The sequence below is a fragment of the Pseudoalteromonas sp. L23 genome (genome assembly GCF_021728455.1).
Taxonomy (GTDB): Bacteria; Pseudomonadota; Gammaproteobacteria; order Enterobacterales; family Alteromonadaceae; genus Pseudoalteromonas.
Genome location: NZ_JAKKCW010000002.1, coordinates 255,679 through 276,243, shown reverse-complemented (window position 1 = coordinate 276,243; position 20,565 = coordinate 255,679). Strand labels below are relative to the sequence as shown.

18 protein-coding genes are annotated in these 20,565 nt (G+C 44.2%); 10 read left to right on the top strand and 8 right to left on the bottom strand.

Going from position 1 to position 20,565, the window contains the following annotated elements:
• Positions 1-3: 3 nt before the first annotated feature.
• From L3V43_RS04970 to L3V43_RS04930, 9 genes are all read left to right on the top strand, one after another.
• On the top strand, positions 4-1,011 hold the full coding sequence (locus L3V43_RS04970; protein WP_237116053.1) for a hypothetical protein: 1,008 nt from the start codon (positions 4-6) through the stop codon (positions 1,009-1,011).
• Between the two features lie 77 nt (positions 1,012-1,088).
• Positions 1,089-1,694, top strand: coding sequence for a hypothetical protein (locus tag L3V43_RS04965; protein ID WP_237116052.1), 606 nt, complete (start codon positions 1,089-1,091; stop codon positions 1,692-1,694).
• On the top strand, positions 1,694-2,281 hold the full coding sequence (locus L3V43_RS04960; protein WP_237116051.1) for a hypothetical protein: 588 nt from the start codon (positions 1,694-1,696) through the stop codon (positions 2,279-2,281). Before L3V43_RS04965 ends, L3V43_RS04960 begins: the two co-directional genes overlap by 1 nt.
• Positions 2,265-2,663 carry a hypothetical protein gene (locus tag L3V43_RS04955; RefSeq protein WP_237116050.1) on the top strand — a complete coding sequence of 133 codons (399 nt, stop codon included), beginning with the start codon at positions 2,265-2,267 and terminating at the stop codon, positions 2,661-2,663. Before L3V43_RS04960 ends, L3V43_RS04955 begins: the two co-directional genes overlap by 17 nt.
• Positions 2,656-6,825, top strand: coding sequence for a phage tail protein (locus L3V43_RS04950; RefSeq protein WP_237116049.1), 4,170 nt, complete (start codon positions 2,656-2,658; stop codon positions 6,823-6,825). The genes L3V43_RS04955 and L3V43_RS04950 overlap by 8 nt, the downstream gene beginning before the upstream one ends.
• A 2-nt stretch (positions 6,826-6,827) precedes the next feature.
• On the top strand, positions 6,828-8,210 hold the full coding sequence (locus L3V43_RS04945) for a hypothetical protein (RefSeq protein WP_237116048.1): 1,383 nt from the start codon (positions 6,828-6,830) through the stop codon (positions 8,208-8,210).
• Positions 8,211-8,218: 8 nt separating this feature from the next.
• Positions 8,219-10,948: a hypothetical protein gene (locus L3V43_RS04940; protein WP_237116047.1), complete on the top strand. Its 2,730-nt coding sequence runs from the start codon at positions 8,219-8,221 to the stop codon at positions 10,946-10,948.
• Between the two features lie 10 nt (positions 10,949-10,958).
• Entirely contained in the window at positions 10,959-11,630 is a 672-nt protein-coding gene (locus tag L3V43_RS04935; protein ID WP_237116046.1) for a hypothetical protein, read from the top strand.
• A gap of 2 nt (positions 11,631-11,632) precedes the next feature.
• Complete coding sequence (locus tag L3V43_RS04930) at positions 11,633-12,001, top strand: hypothetical protein (protein WP_237116045.1); 369 nt, start codon at positions 11,633-11,635, stop codon at positions 11,999-12,001.
• Between the two features lie 60 nt (positions 12,002-12,061).
• On the opposite strand, the gene L3V43_RS04925 is transcribed toward L3V43_RS04930, so the two are convergent.
• The 8 genes from L3V43_RS04925 to ggt all read right to left on the bottom strand — a co-directional run bounded on the left by L3V43_RS04925 (position 12,062) and on the right by ggt (position 19,888).
• A complete protein-coding gene (locus L3V43_RS04925; RefSeq protein WP_237116044.1) occupies positions 12,062-13,330 on the bottom strand; it encodes a S41 family peptidase in 1,269 nt (422 codons plus the stop codon).
• A 45-nt stretch (positions 13,331-13,375) separates the two neighbouring features.
• Positions 13,376-13,948, bottom strand: a complete 573-nt coding sequence (locus L3V43_RS04920) for a tRNA-(ms[2]io[6]A)-hydroxylase (protein WP_010604765.1) — start codon at positions 13,946-13,948, stop codon at positions 13,376-13,378.
• Between the two features lie 42 nt (positions 13,949-13,990).
• Positions 13,991-14,623, bottom strand: a complete 633-nt coding sequence (locus L3V43_RS04915) for a sulfotransferase family protein (protein ID WP_237116043.1) — start codon at positions 14,621-14,623, stop codon at positions 13,991-13,993.
• Between the two features lie 23 nt (positions 14,624-14,646).
• Positions 14,647-15,021: an MAPEG family protein gene (locus L3V43_RS04910; RefSeq protein ID WP_010604767.1), complete on the bottom strand. Its 375-nt coding sequence runs from the start codon at positions 15,019-15,021 to the stop codon at positions 14,647-14,649.
• A gap of 56 nt (positions 15,022-15,077) precedes the next feature.
• Entirely contained in the window at positions 15,078-15,782 is a 705-nt protein-coding gene (locus L3V43_RS04905; RefSeq protein WP_174168866.1) for an SIMPL domain-containing protein, read from the bottom strand.
• A gap of 137 nt (positions 15,783-15,919) precedes the next feature.
• Positions 15,920-16,135: a hypothetical protein gene (locus L3V43_RS23790; RefSeq protein WP_323054417.1), complete on the bottom strand. Its 216-nt coding sequence runs from the start codon at positions 16,133-16,135 to the stop codon at positions 15,920-15,922.
• Between the two features lie 125 nt (positions 16,136-16,260).
• Positions 16,261-17,955 carry an NAD-dependent malic enzyme gene (locus L3V43_RS04900; RefSeq protein WP_237116042.1) on the bottom strand — a complete coding sequence of 565 codons (1,695 nt, stop codon included), beginning with the start codon at positions 17,953-17,955 and terminating at the stop codon, positions 16,261-16,263.
• A gap of 172 nt (positions 17,956-18,127) precedes the next feature.
• Positions 18,128-19,888 (bottom strand): gamma-glutamyltransferase, encoded by a 1,761-nt coding sequence (ggt, locus tag L3V43_RS04895; protein ID WP_237116041.1) that lies wholly within the window; start codon positions 19,886-19,888, stop codon positions 18,128-18,130.
• An 82-nt stretch (positions 19,889-19,970) separates the two neighbouring features.
• On the opposite strand from ggt, the gene rrtA reads away from it, so the two are divergent.
• Positions 19,971-20,555 (top strand): rhombosortase, encoded by a 585-nt coding sequence (rrtA, locus tag L3V43_RS04890; protein WP_010604771.1) that lies wholly within the window; start codon positions 19,971-19,973, stop codon positions 20,553-20,555.
• Positions 20,556-20,565: the final 10 nt, after the last annotated feature.

Sequence of the window (20,565 nt, the reverse complement as noted above, 5' to 3'; positions counted from 1 at the left end):
AGTATGGAATTGGCCATAATCGGTATTACTATTTTTTTGGTATTGCTAATATCAATAGCAACGATGCTAAGAATAAAACTTCCAAATTTGAAATCAGATATATCAAACGGCATCTTTCTCGGGCTGCTTCTCGCTTTTACTAGCTCAATCCTACTTGTGTATGTGAACAAGTTTGGTTTCAACCTTGATAACACAGATGACTTTGGGCTTTGGGAAAGCGTGGCTGTCTATCTTAACAATATGCTGCAACCTATTTTACTTGGAGCAAGTATATTTCTTCTCTACAAAACTTGGCAAACAAGTGAAACTGAATTAAAAGAGACTAGGAAAGTTCTTAAGTCTCAAACTGAGTTGCTCCTCTTTGACAAAATTACAGATAATCTGCATTACTTGACAGATAACGTGAAGAATACTGTAACGGAAGACTTCAAAGTAACTAATGAAGTCTTCGATGGCGAAGTTGAGAAACTTAAAAATTCTCAAGCTTTTTATGGGGACTCGTGTTTTTGGATTGTATCGGAATCGTTTGAGCAAAAGTGGGGGAGAGAACCTCGCTTGAGCTATATGAATATAGGTTGTAATCAATCTAGACAGCGTTACATGGTTAATATCAGAACCTTACTTTACAGCGCTGGTTATGGAAGAATAGCCAATTTAAGTAAGGATGAAGCAAAAGCAAAAATATATGCGCAAAGAGTGCTGTGCAAGGCCTATTTGACAGAATCAAGTTACATGCTTAAGAAACTTGATAAAGCAATCTTGGAACTCATGAATTACCTTTCGCAAATCGAGACTCCTGAACTTAGAAAAATTATATTCACAAAAACCCGGAAAAATTTAGGGGAAGACTACGATACCAATCTTTTGTACGGGTTCTACAGCAAGCGTATTTTTTTATTTTCCGAAGTTCGAAATAACAAGAAGCTATTCGAAGTGGTAAAAGACTATTATGATCACTTACCTACGAATTTACCGAATATTGAAGACGTATTTAAATTGGATGCCATGTAAACCACTTTCCACCCTCCCCTTAGCTCCATTAGTTTTTACACTCGCTCTAACGATTCGAACACGAGCGATGAGAAATAATGGAGCATCTGCCGCTACCTAAGCCCCCAAAATCTTGCGTTTTTAGACTGGTACCCAATAGCCAACTGCACATCAATAAAGCCAATAATGCCTCTGAAGTATTCGATAACGAGGGCGCATATTGGGAGTTTGATATTGAACTAACCAATGTCCCAGAGGTAGATGCGCTTGAGCTAGATGGCTTTTTGGCCGCTTTGCGTGGCAGTGTTGGTAGGTTCTTGATGCATGACTACCGTCGTGAGCAGGAACATTTAGATACCATTGCGTTTGTTAGTGGTGGTTATCAAGACGGCGCGAGCCTTGCTGTTACTAATTTACCATCTGGGCGAATTTATGCGCGAGCTGGTGAAAAAATCCAAATAGGCTCGGGTGCAGCAGCTGAGCTAAAAATACTGACCGAAAATGTACTCCCAGCTGCGACTGGCGCGACTATGCTTCGTTTTGAGTCACCCATGCGCCGCATACCTGCTCATAACTCCCCTGTTTATTTTGTTCGCCCTGCTGGCGTATTTAGACTGATTGATAATAAGCAAGGCTTGGCCGATGCCCAGTATAAAAATGGCGTGGTAACCAGCTGGCGTATTCGCGGGCGGGAGGCGTTTTAATGGAGGCAGTTAAGAGTTCGCTAATTGCGCAGTTAGGTCGTGGCAATCCTCGCTACTTTGTCGACCTGAAGTTTAAAACCGGGAACTTACGTTTGCATACTGGCGTGGGTGAACGCCGCTTTTTAAATCAAACCTGGTATGGCTTAGGTGCACTTGGCCAAGTGAGCGAGATACCTGCTAATGATAACAACTCGGTGAGCAACATTCGGCTTACCCTCACTACCCCTAACCCTGAGATTTTAGGTGAAGTAGCCGCCAATGACCCTGTAGGGGTTGAGGTAGATATTTGGCTGGTTGTGGTCGATGAGCATTACCGTGTTGAGGGCTACCAGCTTATTGAAAGTGGCAGTGTTGCTGCTTGCGATAGTGAGCGCGGTGCACTTTCAAAGGTTGAGCTAACGGTGACTGGCGAGTCTCAACGCTGGCAGCAGGCTCGATTACATCAACGTTGGAATGACGCAACACAAAAAGCGCTATACCCGGGGGATGAGTTTTTTAACGAGCAAGCCGCTGCGAACAGTACTATTTTGCCAGACACACAACCGGGTAGACGTATTGGTGGGGGTCGCTATGTTCAACGCCACTGATTTGTATAATTACCTCGCAAGCTGCGAAACAAAGGAATTTCATTTTGGCCAATTTGACTGCTGTCTATTTGTGGCGGATTGGATACGGGCACATCACGGGTTTGACCCAGCGCCCGAGCGCGGCGCTTACACCACGTTTAAACAGGGTTTAAACATCATTAAAAGTGACTTTAAACAGACCTTTGAAACCCGTTTAAACGTAGCGCCTATTGCAATTGACTACGCAAGCCGTGGCGATGTGGCATTGTGTGAGTACGACGGTGAGCTGGTTGGCGGCATTGTTGGCCTTGGTTGCGTGTATTGCGTGTCTGATGAGGGGGTGACTACCCTGCCGCTGGATGCCTTGCGTTACGTTTACCCATTGGAACTTATCCATGAGTAAAGTAGTCGATGTAGTTGGTGATGTTGTTGGCGGCGTACTAGATATTACAGGCGTTGGCGCGCTGTTTAGTGGTTTGATGCCAGACCAAACTCAGCCTGAGCAGGATGTTGCTACGCTTGCTAAAGGGCTACAAAAAGGCATAGACCAACCAAGGCGTATCACCTTTGGCCGCGACCGTGTGGGGGGCGTGATTGCACACCAAGCAACCAAAACACGAGACGAAAAGGAGTTCATACAACTCATTATACTGATTAATGGCGCACCAATTGATGCACTGGAAGATGTGTACATTGCAAATAAACCGCTCAGCAGTTACCCACGGGCCTCATACAACTATGCTGTTGCAGATGGCCGCCACACCAAAGCGATTACTGTTGCGGTGCAAAAAATGGCGGGTTGGACAGAAAAGCACATTGGCCGTGACCAAGCGCACATTTTTTTAGAGCTTGAAAACAACCGTGAAGTATTCCCAGATGGCGTGAGCGACTGCGAGTTTTTAATTCGCGGCGCGCGCGTGTGGGACCCACGAGACGCAAGCCAAAACCCAGACGATAGAAATACATGGCAGTGGTCACAAAATGCCGTGCTGTGCACTCTGCACTACGTTAGGTTTTATGGGGCAAACCAAGTGCCGGTTAGTCACTTGCCTATGAATTGGTGGATAGCTGCGGCTAATGTATGTGATGAAGACGCGGAATACACCGATAGCCAAGGCGTAACTCATAAAGAGCCACGCTACACAATAAACGGTACCTTTGCGTTTACGTCTCGACCACTTGAGGTTTTACAGCAGCTCGAACGCAGCTTTGCGGGCAAAGTATTCCGCCAGATGGGCCAGTGGTATGTGCGTGTTGGTGCCTGGTATGGTGCACCGACCTACACCGTCACCATGGCGGATGTGCTGGGTGATGTAAAAATTAAATGGCACGCAGATTTGCGCGAGCGTGCCAATACCGTGCGGGCACAGTTTGTTGACCCCAAACAAAACTATGAGCGTACGGATGCACCGCCAGTGATTGCACAGTCTTATTTAGAGCAAGACGCCCAACCGTTAGAGCAAACGCTATCATTACCATTTGTACGTAGCAGCGCTACAGCCCAACGACTTGCAGCAATACAGCTAGAGCAAACACGCTTAGGTGCCATTGAGCTACCCCTTAGGCACACAGGCCTACGTGCGGCTGTTGGTCGCACCATCAAGGTGAATATCCCCGAATATCACATTAATAATAAAATTTATCGTGTAATTGATAGGCGTTTTAGGCTCGACCGTGGCGTGACTATCCGCTGTATTGAAGACGGCCCTGGGATTTGGGCTGATGGCATGGTGCCAGGTGTCGAGGATTTAACACCGAATACGGATTATGTGCCAGGTCAGCTAAAACCAGTAAAAACACTGAAGGCAACAACCCGGGACGATGGTTATATAGTGTTAACCTGGACCTATGACGCCATTGACGCCGTTGAACACTTTGGTGTTGTAATACACAAAGTAATTGAGAGTGATACCCCTGAGGCAGATGACGAATATGTAAAGGTACACGCTCAGCGAGTCAACTATATAGAGGCGGTGCTACCTCCTCTGCAGGTTGGTAATTACAAAGCCACTGTCACTGCAGTAAACGTACTAGGCAAGTCTAGCGCTGCCAATGCACTCACGTTTACACTAGATGTGCCCACAGCGCCCACCATAGAAATTGAGACCACTGACAATAGCGCGACGCTCACGGCTGATATAGGCGATGCGATTGGCGTGCAAGCTGAGTGGGTATGGCTAGGTCTTGCTGATGAGCCAAACCCCACGCCTTTGGTGCGAACTCCTATTCTCACCAAAAACAATTTAGCGCCAGATACGCACTACGCTGCAAAGTGCCGAGCAGTAACGCATAAAAATAAAAGCGTCTGGGCAGAAGTAGCGGTGATTACCAAAAAGGCCAAAACACCTGTTGAGGTGGTAGATGTGGTTTTTGGGCTATCTCAGCAAGCCACGTGGACAGCACTTGCCACAAACTGGTTGCCCCCATCACTCACCAATACCGTAACGATTAAGGCTATTGATAAAGTCTCAAAAAGCACTTTGTCTGAGCGGATACTCAAAGTGCATTTAGAGCCGGACAATGGACTCATTAGTATTGAAATTGAAGACCAGGCTCAAGTTCACCCGATTGAGTTGGCGTTTGAGGGGGAAGGCACAAACCACCTCACTATTACTGCGATTTACAATGGCGTGCTGAGCCGGCAATCATTTAATGCAGCTGGCGTAACCGTGGGTGACATTAATAAGATTAAGGACAATTTGGCCGCTGTTGATGCCGTGGCTGAATCTATTTTAGAGCAGGCCATTGCAGATAACGCCGCACTGGTTGCTAATTTGCAGTCTCGTGGTGAGTTTAATCAAAAAGCCGCTGCCATTATTGCTCGCATTGATGAAGATGGCGCAGTCACCCAAGAGCAAATCACCCTACTGCAGTCATCACTGGAAAACGCGTCAGCCACTTTAAGCGAGCTGGAACGTACCGTTGCAACAGAGGATGCTGCGCTCAGTGAGCGTATATCATATTTAACCGCTGAAGTTGGTGAAAACAAGTCGCAAATCACAACGGTTGAGCAGGCGCTTACAACAGAAACCGAGGCCGCTGCACTGAGAATGTCGGCCATTGAGTCTAGTGTGGGTGATAACAGCAGCAAGATAGTCAATATTGAACAAACCAGTGCAACGCAAAACGAAGCCAATGCGCAGCGCTTTAGTGCGATTGAGTCTAGTGTTGGTGAGAACGCAGGCAAGCTTGTTACGGTTGAGCAAACCATGGCGAGTGAAGATGCTGCCCTCAGTGCGCGCATTGAGCAGATAAGCTCACAAGCAGATGATAACTTTGCGCATTTAGAAAATTACTATTACACCGCAGTAGACACAGACGCCGCCATCTCTGCGTCTAAACTAGAGCTACAGTCGCAAATGGATAGTAACCTCGCCTACCTCAACAACCAATTTTATACCAAATCTGAGTCTGATGGGGCCATATCCAGTGCTATCTCTACCCTATCAGCACAAGTCGACGGTCAAGTAACTGCTGTCAATCAACGGGTGAATAGTGCTGAAAGTGATATTTACGGCAACTACCTCGCTATTAATTCGTTGCAGCAAACCGCTGGCAATTTGGATGATGGCCTGAGCGCACTTAACTACCGCGTTGGCAGTGTTGAAACCACAGCTGAGGGTAATGCTAACGCCATTCAGGGGCTTTCTAGCCGCGTCACCAATGCGGAAAACGATGCAGCCAGTGCGCATTTAACCCTCAGCGCTCATGCAAATCATTTGGGCCAACTTGAGGCTCGTGCAGAAATTGGGGTGAACTATAACGGTTTTGTAACTGGCATGGATGTAACACCGGGTAAGGTTAAGTTCGCAGCTGAAACGTTTGAATGGTATGCGAGCGATGCGTATACCAGTGCAGAGCATGTTATACGGTCTCGTAATGGTGGGATGGCGGGCTTTACCAATGGTGTGTATCAATGGAGTATATCCCAAACGGGAGCGTTTTATGGGAACTATGCAGAAGTTACCGGCGTAACCGCAGGCTCTGACACTCGAAAGTATGCGGTAGGCGTAGATGTGAAGGCTAGCTATATAGGGGTAAGAGCCACAGCAAAAGACTGGGCGTTTTATGCAACACAAGGAGAGATTGGCCCACATACCTCAGCGCACGAGTGCTTACTCCCGATAGAAGTAACGCCAGAGGTTGGTGATATTTTGTGTGATGATGAACTAATGCACATCGCAAATATCTCCAATGCTATTTGTACGGCCAAACTCAGCTCTGCTCCTATGGAAGTAACAGTGCGAGGTATCTACACCCGAAGAAGACCGCTTACCGATAGACAACCCGCTGGCCTTATTGGTTTTGATGAGTGGGAGCAACTTGCCTATATGTACGACATTGCCAGTTTTAACGCCGGCGGTGAGGGTGCGATGAACGTATGCGGTGAAGGCGGAAACCTGCAAACGGGTGATTTGATCTGCGCAAGCTCAATGCCTGGCAAAGGAATGCGCCAACCCACTCAATCTGAAGAGCGATATACCCTAGCTCAAGCCCGTCACAACGTCATTTTTGAATCAGCAGATCAAGTTAAACAGGTCGCTGTCATCTACAAGCGAGGTTAGCTATGGCTTATAGCATCGGCACTATTTCAATCACTGCGAATAGCAGCACAATTACTGGTAATGGCACTTACTTTGTACAAGTTGCAAAGGCGCAAAAAGCAGATTTACTGTTTGTGCATTACGAAGGACAAGACCGCATCCTGCAGCTAGTGAGTGTGCTTGATGACTTAACCCTGCAGGTTAAACAATTAGATGGTTCTGTATTTGAGCCAGGTTCTTCAGCTTCAAGTCTAAAATATGGGCTTGTACAAAACTTTACTGATACGGTTACGGCAAAACTAGCGCAGCGTGTTGCTGATTTACAAACTCAATGGTTTACGCGCGAGCAACAGATGACCGGTTGGTTTGAGTCCAGCGCCGACACCTACCCTGTTACTGGCTTTTTGGGCGAGCAAGTTAACATCCCTACCCCAGCTAAGATAGCGGCATTAGCCCAAGTGGCAATGGAAGCGAGCGACGCGCTTGCGCAAATGGCAACTGCTATCGAGCAAAACCAAACGACCTTGGCCACTGTTGAGCCAAGGCTTGGTACCTTTGAGTCACAATATCAGTTTGTTGTTAGCGCAAATAACAACGTTACTCAAAAGCATAATGAGGTGGTGCTCAAACACAGTGAAGTGTTACAGGCCAAGGCTGAGGTAGCACAGAGCCTAAATACGATAACTCACAACGCTGAGGCTAGTTATGAGTATAAAAGCGCAGCAAATCAAAGTGCTACTGAGGCCAAGTTAAATCAAGAGCAAGCACTGGCAGCAGCCTCGTTAGCTGTATTGGCACAAAGTGAAGCTACTGAGGCTCAAGACCAAAGCGCAACAATTAAAGGTGAAATTAAAACTCTGAAGGCTGAGTTTGAAAGCACTGCTACCCAAGCGGTTAATAGTATTAATGCGGCAGTCAGCACAGTACAAGAAAGCGCTCAACAAACAACAGTACATGCAAACCAAACCAAATCTGAAATAACCGATTTTGCGCAAGGCATACAGCGGACAATTGATGACCGAGTATCGTCACTCAATCAGTCTATGACACGTTTTCACTCGGGAATACAAATCGTTGAGGCAAAGGTGCTGCAGCATAAGAACCGTGCAGTAGCCGCTGAAAACAATGTGATCGTCTCTGCAGATAAAGTTTTCGATTCAGAGCTGAGTGTATTGAGCACTGCAGTTGAAGTAACAGCTACAGCCTCTGTTGTTACACAGCATAAAAATAACATCGACGCTGTTGCTATACGCATCCATCTATCTGAGTTACACGCTCGGGCCCATAGTGCTATTGCAGTATTGGCCACCGAGCAACTTGTATCGATTAATTCAAACTTGAACACCGCATTTGGTGCCGTATTAGCCGGCACATTAACCACTCAACAAATCAACGATCTATTTTGAGGTGAATAATGGCAGATCCAACCCCCCTACAAAACGCCGTTTCGGCACTAAATCAAGTCGCAACTGGTCAACAGCAGCTGCTTACGCAGTTTCAAGGCAAACAAGCTGACATAGAAGCAAACAACCAGGCAATGCAGAACTGGCAAACGCAGCCTGGGACAGTGCCATTTAAAGATGCTGCCGGAAATATGCATAACATCCCGACCCTACCAGCGCTTGTTGAACAAGCGCAAAGTGTAAACCCAAACCCACACGTTATGACCAAAGCAGAATTTGATGCGCTACGCGAAATGCGTAAACAGCAGTATGCTGGGTCAGGTATTGTTGAGTGGGGACATCATAATTCTTCAAATCCAAAAGTGAATGAGGGGCTTTGGACTTGGATAAGCTCATCAGCCCCAAATCGATTGATTTGGGGGGAAGCATCTACAAACAGCCACACCGGAGAGTCAAGCACAATACACCCATTAGTTGTAGTTGATGGAGTGTTGATTTACATTATAGGTATCGGCCACTCAACCACTCAATCAGTGATGGAGTTCCCACCCGCGCCCGATGGTAAAAAAACCTATGATGCCAATACCGCTACGTTAACTTTGCATTCAAGTCCTGAGGTTGCATTTGCATCCGAAACCGCCACAAATAAAGTCATTTTATCACGCAAAGACTTTGCATTCCTTGAAGTTTGGCACGAAGAAATTGCAGAAAAAGACATCGTTTATCCATTCGGTAATGTTCAGTATGGTGGCGTGAGTTATGCAGGCATTGCGTTGCAGCGCGACTTAGTTGATATGCGTTACTCAGCACTTGGAGCGTGGGACAACAAATTTTTTGGCCGCGGTGCAAAGTGGTCAGCGCTAACGTCAGAGCAAAAAGCTATTTTTTTAAGTGAGCCGCAGCACAATATTTATTTTGATCCAAAGCGTCAGGCATATATCCAAGTGCGATATCGCACCCGTGTTATTGAGGGCCGGCGAGATGATTGGTATTGCGCAAGGCCTACAGAAGCGTCGGGCTACTTAGATTTGTCTGTTAAAGAGCATATTAGACCCCAAGGGTCACGAATTGCTGAGTTAACTGATTTAGGATTAGGTTACCCGCTATACGCGAGTGATAGTAAATCTAACGTAAAATATCCAAACGACTACCCTGATGCGGGAGTGTTTGGAGCGATGGGTTCAGCTGACTCTCCCGATGAAGAATCAGGTGTTGATGGTAAATGTTTTGCCCTACCTCTACTGACATTTCAACGTCTAAATCAAGGGGCGTATCATCCTAGTAATGTAATGGGGACGTCGGCATGTGTGTCGGCAAACAACAATGGTGAAGTTCGGGGAGGTTACTGGTTTAATACAAATGCGCCTATTTCTAGTTTGGCTGAATGCTTTAATAAACAGTTAGCTGGCGTAACTCCAGCGTTACCAGGCAGCTATGACTCTACAGGGTCAATCGTATCATCTTCCACCATTAAGTTTGTGAGGCCTGACGTTTTCAAATACCACGATGTGGTTTACCCGGGGCTTGTTGAAGACATACGTGTACCGGCGAAAAAACTTGATTTAAACAGGGCTGCTGAAAAGGCAATGCAAAGTATTGTATCGGGCGCATTTAGAGGTAAAGGGTTTTTACCATTTTTAAAACCAATGCATAACGGAGCGCTGGTTAAGGTAATAAAGACGTCCGACTCATCTTATAGCGCTATAAACTCTGGTGGGACTGTGACCTTTGGCACTCAGGAAGCGGATAACACTAAATACTTCAATGGCGATCGTAGTAGCCATTGGTTACTTTTCGGTAGTAATGGTCAAGCAATGTCAATTAGGATAACTTCTAAGGCAACCGATTTCTTATACACTGGTTACTCAAACTCTTGCTATCTATACGGTTCTGGAGATGTTACTGAAGAGTTAGATACAAAATTCCCAATTGGAACTGAAATTACAATCATGGCTCAAAGTAAACGCATGCTGGCCGAATTTCAGAACCTACCTTGGGTTGATATTACCGGCACACCAGAAGATATTGCTGCTATTTACCCCGATGGAGTTTACGCCATGTGGGCTCCAGCAAAAGGGGGACGAGTGGATTTCACCCGAAAAGTGAATGATGCGTCAGTGCACCTAATTAATACTGTTGATGCTGGGAATAATTGGACATCGCAAAGCGTTACAATTAACAATTTAACCAATGGCGTGAACTATGAACTCCCTGATAATGCGGTTGGCTTGTGGCACTATAACTCACTGGCAGAACTAACAATGCAAGCTGAGTCTCTACCGTTCCTTAACAGCATTAATTACCTCTATATTAGCTCAAGCAACGCCATCAATTATGGTAATCACTTGCACTATTCATTGGTAGGTAAGGTAGGTAAAGATGCTCGATCAAATACGACAGAAAGTTTGTATTTGGAGATGAATACGTTTACACCGAGTTCGTACGGTTCACTAACATCACTACTAGACCAGCCAACCCATGGTGAAATATCGTTACCAGAACCATCAAGCGATTCGTCCGCATTTAAAGCGCTATTTACTCTTGTCCAAAAGAATGGCCTGATTTACGTGCAGTTTAATGGCGCAGAGCTGAAGTACGATCCACTAAAAAATAACTGGGGTGACGACCAAGCTATCCCAATCATCAATGGCGAAAACACCAAAGCTGACCTAAACCGCAACACGGTAAAAGTGTTCTGCCACCACACAATGTTCCCAATCGGCATTGCCCACAACGGCTAAGGAGTAAGAGATGGACGTAATCAACCCAACAGTGACATACAAAGACGTTGAAACAAAAGTGATGCTCCGCCACCCACGCGCTCAAATTGACCAGGTACTGCAACTGGCCATCGAGGCTGAAGAGGCTGCACACTCTGAAGCGCACGCATCATGGCTTGTAGAACTCCCAAAAATCCAAGCTCAAATTGATGAGGCCAATGCGCATAACACCGCAAACCCTGAAGAACCGGTGGAAGTACCAAAACTGCCGGAAGAGCCGGTGATTGATTTGGCGCTACGCCGCAAGTTTTATCGCGTGGTCATTCCTGAAGTGGATCACGAGCTAACAACTGAAGAGCTGCCAGCACGAACAGAGTACGACGATGAAACTAGGACGGTATACCACCACCCTGCAACGGTTGCCCACACACAAGAGCATATTGATAAAATTAAGCGCAATCGATTCAAAGCACAGCGTGCTGTGAATGTTGAGTCTATCACCGTCGACGTCGACAATATGGTGTTTGACGGTGACGAGCTAAGTCAGCAACGTATGGCAAGAGCAATTTTATTAATGTCCGATACTGATAAGCAGCTTTGGGTGCTAGCTAATAATGATGTAGTTGAAGTGACTAAGCAGCAACTAACTACAGCATGTTTGTTAGCTGCCAAAAAGCAGTCTGAACTTTGGGTAGAGGTTTAAATATGAATTTAAGTAATTACACAGCACGTAACGGAACAATCTATAGTAATGTTTTTATCATTCTCTCTAAGCTCACAGTTTCGAATTCATCAACTAGTGACTTAAATCTAGAATCAAAACAGTTAGAGCCCTCTCAAAAGGCATCAACTGTTCAAGCTCAATTTCTGGTGTTTAAAGACCAACAAGCGTTTGAGAAAGACTTTGATGCGATAGAGGAACTAAAGTTACTTAACCCGTATTACAATCCAGATCACAAGCACTCAAATAAATTTGTATCAATTTTACAGTTTAAAGTTGATAGCGAATTAGATATGGATGAAGCAAAGCTGATTGCGTATGAAAGGCTAAACGAACACCTCAAGACAGCTTAAAACCGCCCTATTTAACATAATGGACGAGCTAATCAAGCTCGTCCAAAAACAAATGCCTTTTTATCTAATTTCTCGCGCCGCATTACACTTATCCGTTTTCGAATATAAAACTGACACCGCTGTTTCTAGTGCTACATCCCTACCATTATTGTCCATATCGCCAGCTACAATTATATTTGGTTCGAAGTCTTCACGAAAACTACCATTTACGTGATATAAGCGTTCAAACCCAACTTCAACCCAAGCGTTACTTTGATCAAGGACGAGACGTTTGATGCCGCCAAGCAAATCAGCCATCGGTGCGCCAATTACTGCGTCCGCACCCAAAGCATCAAAGCCAATTGTCATGCCTTCTCCAATACTGCCAGTCCAGCGCCCAGCAAGTACAACAAACGGTACCTTTATTTGTTGCTTTGCTGGTTTAGTGAGCGCGTCTTTTAACTCTGCTTTGTTGAATTGTACAGATCCCGTTTGAGTACGGTACTTTTGATACACGCTTGGCGCAGCAGTAAAATGTCCAAGTATGGGTTCTGCGACACCAGTATTCCCGCCGCTGGGTGTATTTCTAAGGTCAATAATATAACCTTTCACTTCACCTAAAAGCTTTAATGCAGCTTTAAACTCATCAACGGTTTGGGCGTTGCCCATAGCGTTATTAAATCGAATATGACCAAATTCATCTATTTTTTCGTAGGATACTTTAGGCCCATTACCTAGCGCATTTATCGCATCATAACTTGCGGCAAGTTCGACAGTTGCTAGCTTTGTATCCCGTTGAAATTCAATTTCGCGTTTTTGATAACGTTTTCCTCCTAACGCAATATTCAGTGCGTAACTCTTCTGAGCCTTATTTAATTGACTCAATGGCACCTGCATTACGTCTTGGATGGCTTGCGATATTGTATTGCCATCTATCCTTGTCACTTTATCTCCGGGTTTTATCCCTTTAACGTCTGCATCGCTGCTACGTTTTACGTCAATAATAAGTGCGCTGTTATCATTAAACTCGACATACATATCTGCACCTGTTGGATACACACTGTAATCCTCTTCATTTAATGGACCAAGATTGAGGTGCGGATCTGTAAAGTGGCGTAAATATGCTTGGCTTAAGCCAATAAAGGCTTGCTTTGAATCTAAATTATTTAACTTATTTTCAAATAGCTGCCGAGTTTGCTGGTAATCTTTAAAGTCATCTAGATATGCGTAATGGGTTTGCAAGTTATGATCGAGTTCTTTCCAAGCATCTAACGCGCTAAAAGTCTCAGCACTTGCAGAAAAATTTGTTGTTAAAAGGAAGCTGAAGCATAAAAAAGCATTTAGTTTCATATTATTATGTCCTTGTTATTATTATTTAATCCCAGTTATTTCATACTAATGAAGCGCTGCGCTAAATGGAATACGCTTACAAATATCCGCTTCTGCGATGAGAATTTCCTCTAAACGTTTGTCTATCGTTAATTTGTCGAAATACTCGTAGCCGAGCTCCACAAAGAGGTTTTTGTGTTTTTCTTCTGACTTGGCGATTGCAACATAAAAGTCTTTTTCTTTGCCTTCAGGAAGCGCTTCTGCAACTAAAGAAAAACGCTCGTGGCCCCTAGCCTCAATTACCGCACCAATCAGTAATCTATCAATTAAATATTCATCTGTGCCTTGGCGGAATAATGCGCGCATTTGCTTTATATAGGGGTCTTTTTGATCGTTTCCTAGTAGCGTACCACGTTCGGTTAAGATCTTAAGTACCTGTTTAAAATGGATCATTTCTTCTATTGCGAGATCAGCCATCGCTTTTACTAGCTTGATCCTGTCTGGGTAATGACCAAGCATTGCCATCGCCATTCCGGCTGCTTTTTTTTCTGCAGCGGCGTGATCTTGAAGAAAGGTATCAAAGTCGGCTAGGACTTTTTCAGTCCAGCTAAAAGGTGTGTGATATTTTAATTCAAACATAATTCTATCTTGTATATACAGCTTGTGGTGAGTATAACAAACTCAGGCGCTCGAGCGAACTTGCATGCTAAAGAGCGCTGTGTCTTTATCTGCTTTGCCATTACGTGTCGATTCTACTTTATTGGGGTGTGAAAACCACTTCCATGCAGTGACTTTACCACCGATATTGACATGCGGAATGGTCACTTTTTCTTGAGTCACGCCTATAAATTCGGCAAGCGTTTGCTCGGCATCAGTCGCGGTTAGATTGACCATTATAATAGGAATATGATTCATTTTTGCAAAGCTAAGCACCCTATCATGATGCTTGCTATAACGATCCCGCCAATAACCATCGTCTTCAAAATGTTTGTCAAAATCAGGAAAAGTTTCCAAATAACAACGCTTAATGGTGTCGTTAAAGCCCCCTTTTTGTGACAGTAAATTTTCTTTCATTGCCGTCATCAAACGCTTAATAGAGGGAAGCCATTGCTCAAAATCTCGTGTCAAATGTACTATTTTAACTTCAGGATATAGAGCATATAGTTTTTCATAGTCAGCAAAAACGGGCGTGTCAGCAATAAACTCAGCGCAGTCTAATGCTTGCCTTGTGTATGCCGTGTGTGCTGTTTTGTATCCAGCACCTAATGCAGCAATACACAGACTTGTTGTGCCGGTTCGGGGTAAACCCGTCACCAGAAGTTTTTGTTTTGTCATATTTAGATAAAGTAATATACGAGGTTGAATGACGCTAAAATAAGTATTACTCCATATGTTGTCGCCATCGCTACTTTTCTGATTGAAAAGTTGGTTTTACCGAGTGCAACATAGTGTGCAACTCGAGAAAACAAAAAAGCAATGCCAAAAGCATGAAGTAGATATGGGTTGATTTGTTGAGTTTCGAGTAACAACATCATTAACAGTACGAAAGGTGTGTACTCGATAAAGTTGCCGTGGATCCGTATTGCACTTTGCAGTTCATCGACACCGCCATCTCCTAGCGATACTTTGTGTCTGTGTCTGAGTGATATTATGTTAAAACTGAGTTTAATATAGATTATTGCCAGTAATGCCGCATATAAACCGGTGATCATAAAAAGCCCTCCAATGGAGGGCTTAGTGTATAAGTTTAATTAGTTCACAGCCAGTATTACTCAATTAAGTAAACAGCATAAACTTCCGCATTCAATGTAATTGCACCTGTGTTATACGCATTTTTGTATGCGCCTTGATCTGCTTCCATAGCCATCGCTGCAGAGCGCACGTAAGGCTGAACTGGCGTTTGCATTGGTTGGAATGAAACTGAGTACAGTTTTGCCAATTCAACATCAAACTCGCCTGCTAGTTCTTTAGCTGCTTTCTTTGCATCTTTAATGGCGGCTTTTTTGAGACTTTGCAGATACTTGCCTTCATTTTCAACACCAAATTCTGTGTTATTGAACTGATTGATGCCGCTGTCTACAAACTCTTGAAGTAACTCTGGGTATTTTTTGATGTCTTTAAGTTTCACAGTCAAGCTGCGGCTCACACGAAAACCATCAAACTCTTCTTCATTTGATTCGCGATTGTAGCGTGTCTGTCTGTAAACATTCAGTTGCTCTGCGTGAATATCGTCTTCTTTAATATCGAAGCGTTTAGCGATTTCGATGGCCTTAGCCATAATCTTATCGACGTTTTCTTTAGCTGTGGGTAGCGACTTTTGCTTTTCGGTAATGGCGACACGTATGGTTGCAACATCGGGTTGTACTTGAATAAATGAAGTGCCTTTAACATATAAATGCGGAGAGTCAGGCAATGCGCCTGCAAAGCTAAATCCAGATAAACATAATGCCAGTAAGCCAGTTAAAATTCGCATCTTTTGCTCCTAAAATGTGATACCTGCATATTCAAGCATATTTCAATTAACAACTACTGAATTGGATTTCAAGGTAACAAACTTTAACAAAATGGTTGATTATCACTCTGAGAAGTTATATGTGGTACTCTCAACTTTTACGCGTGATTGATAAACAAAAATCGCCGCCAATATGAGTTGGCGGCGATTTCTGTTTTAGCTAGGGCCTGTTGACCTTTGCTGTTTGATTTTTGTTCTTCTGAGTGTGTTTTGGTCGCGACGCTCGACTTGCCGCCTAGTAATCTAGGCAAAAGTTGAGCAACAATGAACAAAGCGCACTCAGGTGAACCCAAAGGGCAGCGCTTGACTGGCATTTCTACTGTGTTATCACCTGACTTACATAGAATAACTATGCTACGCAGGCTCTGCCTTGTATAAATACCAGTCAAACTGCTGCAAAAACAAACTTGAAAGATCAACAGGCCCTAAGTAAAAGTAATTAGACGCTACAGCGTTTGTAATTTCTATACTTAGGGAGCCAATAGTTTTTCTCTATCGCTGCCCAAATTGCGTCGTCTTCCATTTCAAGTGCAACGCCCTCTTCCATTGCTTTTTTAGCAACTGCAAAAGCAATTCGCTTACTCAACGGCTCAATTTCAGTTAGGGCTGGTAGTAAGCTACCTTTGCCCGTATTAGCACGTGGTGATGATTCAGCAAGCATTTCGCTCGATACCATCAACATGCTATCTGTAATACGGTTCGCTTTAGCTGCAAGTACACCAAGGCCGATCCCTGGGAAGATATAACTGTTATTACATTGAGGTATGATAATTGTTTGCTCACCATGTACCACAGGTTCAAATGGGCTTCCCGTAGCTACAATTGCTTGACCATCAGTCCACTCAATCACATCTTTTGGATGCGCTTCAACTTGGCGTGATGGATTACTTAGTGGGAAAATTATCGGCTGTTCGCACCCTGCATGCATCGCGCGGATCACTTGCTCAGTGAATAGACCTGCTTGACCTGACACACCAATTAAGATGTCTGGTTTTGCACAGTGCATTACATCTAATAAAGATGCAAATTCACCACTGTATGTCCAATCCGTAAGGTTGGCTTGTTGTTGAACTAGCGCTTCTTGGAAATCTCTTAGCCCTTCCATGCCTTCTGTCAGAAGGCCAAAACGGTCCACCATAAACACTTGGCTTCTCGCTTGCTCGTCGGTTATCCCTTCTGAAATCATTTGGCTAATAATTTGCTCTGCAATACCACAGCCAGCAGAGCCTGCACCAACAAACACCACTTTTTGTTCCGAGAGCTTTGCCCCCTTCACGCGGCAAGCGGCTAACAGCGAGCCCGCAGTAACCGCAGCGGTGCCTTGGATATCATCGTTAAAGCTACAGATTTCATCGCGGTAACGTTTCAAAAGTGGCATTGCGTTAGGTTGCGCGAAATCTTCAAACTGTAACAGCACATTAGGCCAACGGCGTTTCACCGCTTTAATGAATAGATCTAGGAATTCATCATATTCAGCTTGGTTGATACGCGGGTGTCTTGCGCCCATGTACATTGGGTCGTTGAGTAGCTTCTCGTTGTTTGTCCCTACGTCAAGCATAACAGGCAACGTGTAAGCTGGGCTGATCCCACCACACACGGTGTAAAGTGCCAGCTTACCGATAGGAATACCCATACCACCAATACCTTGGTCGCCAAGGCCTAAAATACGTTCACCATCTGTAACCACAATAACTTTTACTTTGCCTTTAGTAGCATTTCGTAAAATATCGTCGATTTGATAACGGTCTTCATAAGAAATAAACAAACCACGAGAGCTGCGATAGATATCTGAAAACTTCTCACATGCATCACCTACTGTAGGGGTGTAGATGATTGGCATCATTTCTTCCAAATGATCGCGTACTAAACGGTAATACAGCGTTTCGTTGTTATCCTGAATAGCACGCAAGTAAATGTGCTTGTTTAGGTTGTCGCTAAAGCTTGAGTATTGCTGATAACAACGCTCAACTTGCTCTTCAATTGTTTCGTAACGAGGAGGAAGTAGTCCTGCTAAGTTGAAATTTTCACGCTCGCGTTGAGAGAATGCACTCCCTTTGTTAAGCAATGGTGTTTCTAATAGCGTAGGACCTGAATAGGGAATGTAGAGATAATTTGGATCGGTTTGTTTAGTCATATTTACAAGCTTGACACTAATTTTTTAGTCTAAGGGTTCATTATTGTCGAAAAGGATTAAATTACAATGAATTTAGTGCTCATCAGACCATTATTAACGCGCTCCAGAGCACGTTAAACGCATTTTTCTGGAACGCTAAATTATAGCCTAAAAGCACTTAAGAAACCACGGCTTATTCGCTGCTCTCACCGAGTGCAACACCTTCTCTTCTTGGATCTGCGCCACCGATTAAATGTGTTCCACGAACCTCAATGGCATGCAGTCCTGAGTTTAAGTCACGGATCTGTACTTCATGACCTTTTTTCTCAAAGTAAGGTGCTTGTTTTGTCAGCTCAGTGCCTTTTTCAAGCGTTGTGTACTTATTGCGATTGGTGATTTTTGGTAAATCAATCGCAGCCTGCACAGATAATCCCCAGTCCAGAACACCAACTAAGGTTTGAGCAACATAGTTGATAATACGACTACCGCCAGGCGAGCCGACTATCAATTTCAGCGACCCATCTTTATTAAACACCATTACGGGTGCCATAGAGCTTCTTGGGCGTTTGTTTGCTTCTACCCGGTTAGCGACCCATTTATCCCCTACTTTTGGAGAAAGTGCAAAGTCGGTTAATTGGTTATTAAGCAAATATCCGTTAACCATCACCGTCGAGCCAAATGCCATTTCTATCGAGCTTGTCATAGAAATAGCATTACCCTCGGCATCTACAATCGACACATGGCTGGTCGAAGGTAATTCATAACTATCATCCATAGCATAAGCGAGTGTGCCCGAAGTTGGGTCGCCTATTGGAAAGTCGTGATTATCCATATCACCGATAAGTTTGCTACGGCCTAATAGATATTGCTCGTTAAGCAATGCTTTTGCTGGCACTTCAACAAAATCAGGATCGGCTACGTAAAAATCTCTATCGGCAAACGCTAGGCGAGATGCTTGAGTAAAGAGGTGCAAGGCTTCTGGATCATTTGCTTTATACTTACCAAGCTCGTACGGTTCCAACAGCTTCATCATTTGCAAAACGGCAATACCACCACTGCTAGGCGGTGCCATAGAGCAAACTTTATATACACGATAATCCGTACAAATAGCGTCTCTAGTTTTGCTCTTATAATGTTCCAAGTCGCTCAGCGCCAATTTGCCAGGTGCGATTTCAGACTTTTGCACAGCTTCCACTAATTGGGTGGCATTTTGCCCTTCATAAAAGGCTTGGATCCCTTGTGTTGCTACTTTGTAGTATAGGTTTGCCAAAGGCAGATTCTTTTTAAGGGTCCCTGGTTGTAGTGCTTTACCATCCGGATAGAAATATTCTTTTGCGGGACTGAGCTTTGTCAAACCTGGGTTGAGTTTTTTCTCAAGCAGCATATTTAAACGTGGAGAGACGATAAATCCTTCTCGAGCTAATTCAATCGCTGGTTTAAATAATTCCTGCCATGGCAATTTACCGTATTTGTCATGTGCTGATTTAAACGCGTGCAGAATGCCAGGCACACCAACAGAGCGACCGCCCACAACAGCCTCAATCCACCTAACCGCATTACCCGTATCATCTAAAAATAGATCAGGGCCTGCAAGTTTTGGTGCAGTTTCTCTTCCATCAAAACTAATTAATTCATTGCTTTTCTTGTCGTAGTGCAGGATAAACGCCCCCCCACCTACGCCCGAAGATTGCGGCTCAACCAAGGTAAGCACAAGTTGAGTCGCTATCATGGCATCAACCGCACTTCCCCCTTTTGAGAGCATCAATTGACCTGCTTTACTCGCATAGGGATTGGCAGCAACGACCATGTACTTTTCTGCGGTGCGTGCTTCTTTAGATTGGAAACCTGTTGCGGCTTCCGGCTCTCTAATTTCGATTTTTTGTTGCTCAGCTAAGGTGTTGGTTGAAAAGCTGAATGCGGCAATCACGGTTAGTGATGCAAGTGTATGTTTCATAATCCCCACTTTGCTTACGTCTTATATTTGGCATCATAAAAGCAATTAGGCACAATATGCAAAAATAATAACGTGAAATCGTATGTTTGAACTTCCAACGAACAAAGAATATCTCATTGGCCCTGTGTCTTTGGCGATATTGTCAACAATACTGATGTTGTTCGGGCTTGGCCCGCACTTAGATTTTGACAGAAATGCGATTGCTGAAGGTGAATTATGGCGTATTTTGAGCGGCCAGTTTACCCATAGCAATTGGTATCACTTGATGCTAAACCTGCTTGGTATCTTATTTATTTGGCTATTACATGCCGAATATACAAGACTAAGAAAATATTGGCTGAATGTACTTTTTCTTGGCCTCTTTACCGGGCTCATGATCTTGCTATTTTCGCCAAACATTGTTGTATATACAGGCTTGAGTGGCTTATTACATGGGCTTATCGTATGGGGAGCGCTTGAAGATATTAAGCGGAAGCTAACAACTGGATATCTGTTGTTTATTGGTGTGTGGGCAAAGGTATGTTGGGAGCAATATGCGGGTGCAAGTGCAGATGTAGCCAAACTGATAGACTCGAGAGTCGCCATTGAAGCACATCTATTTGGTGCAGTTGGTGGTGTGGTTTTAGCTGTTATCTATTTATTTTATAAAACAAAAAAGCCAGCTTAAGCTGGCTTTT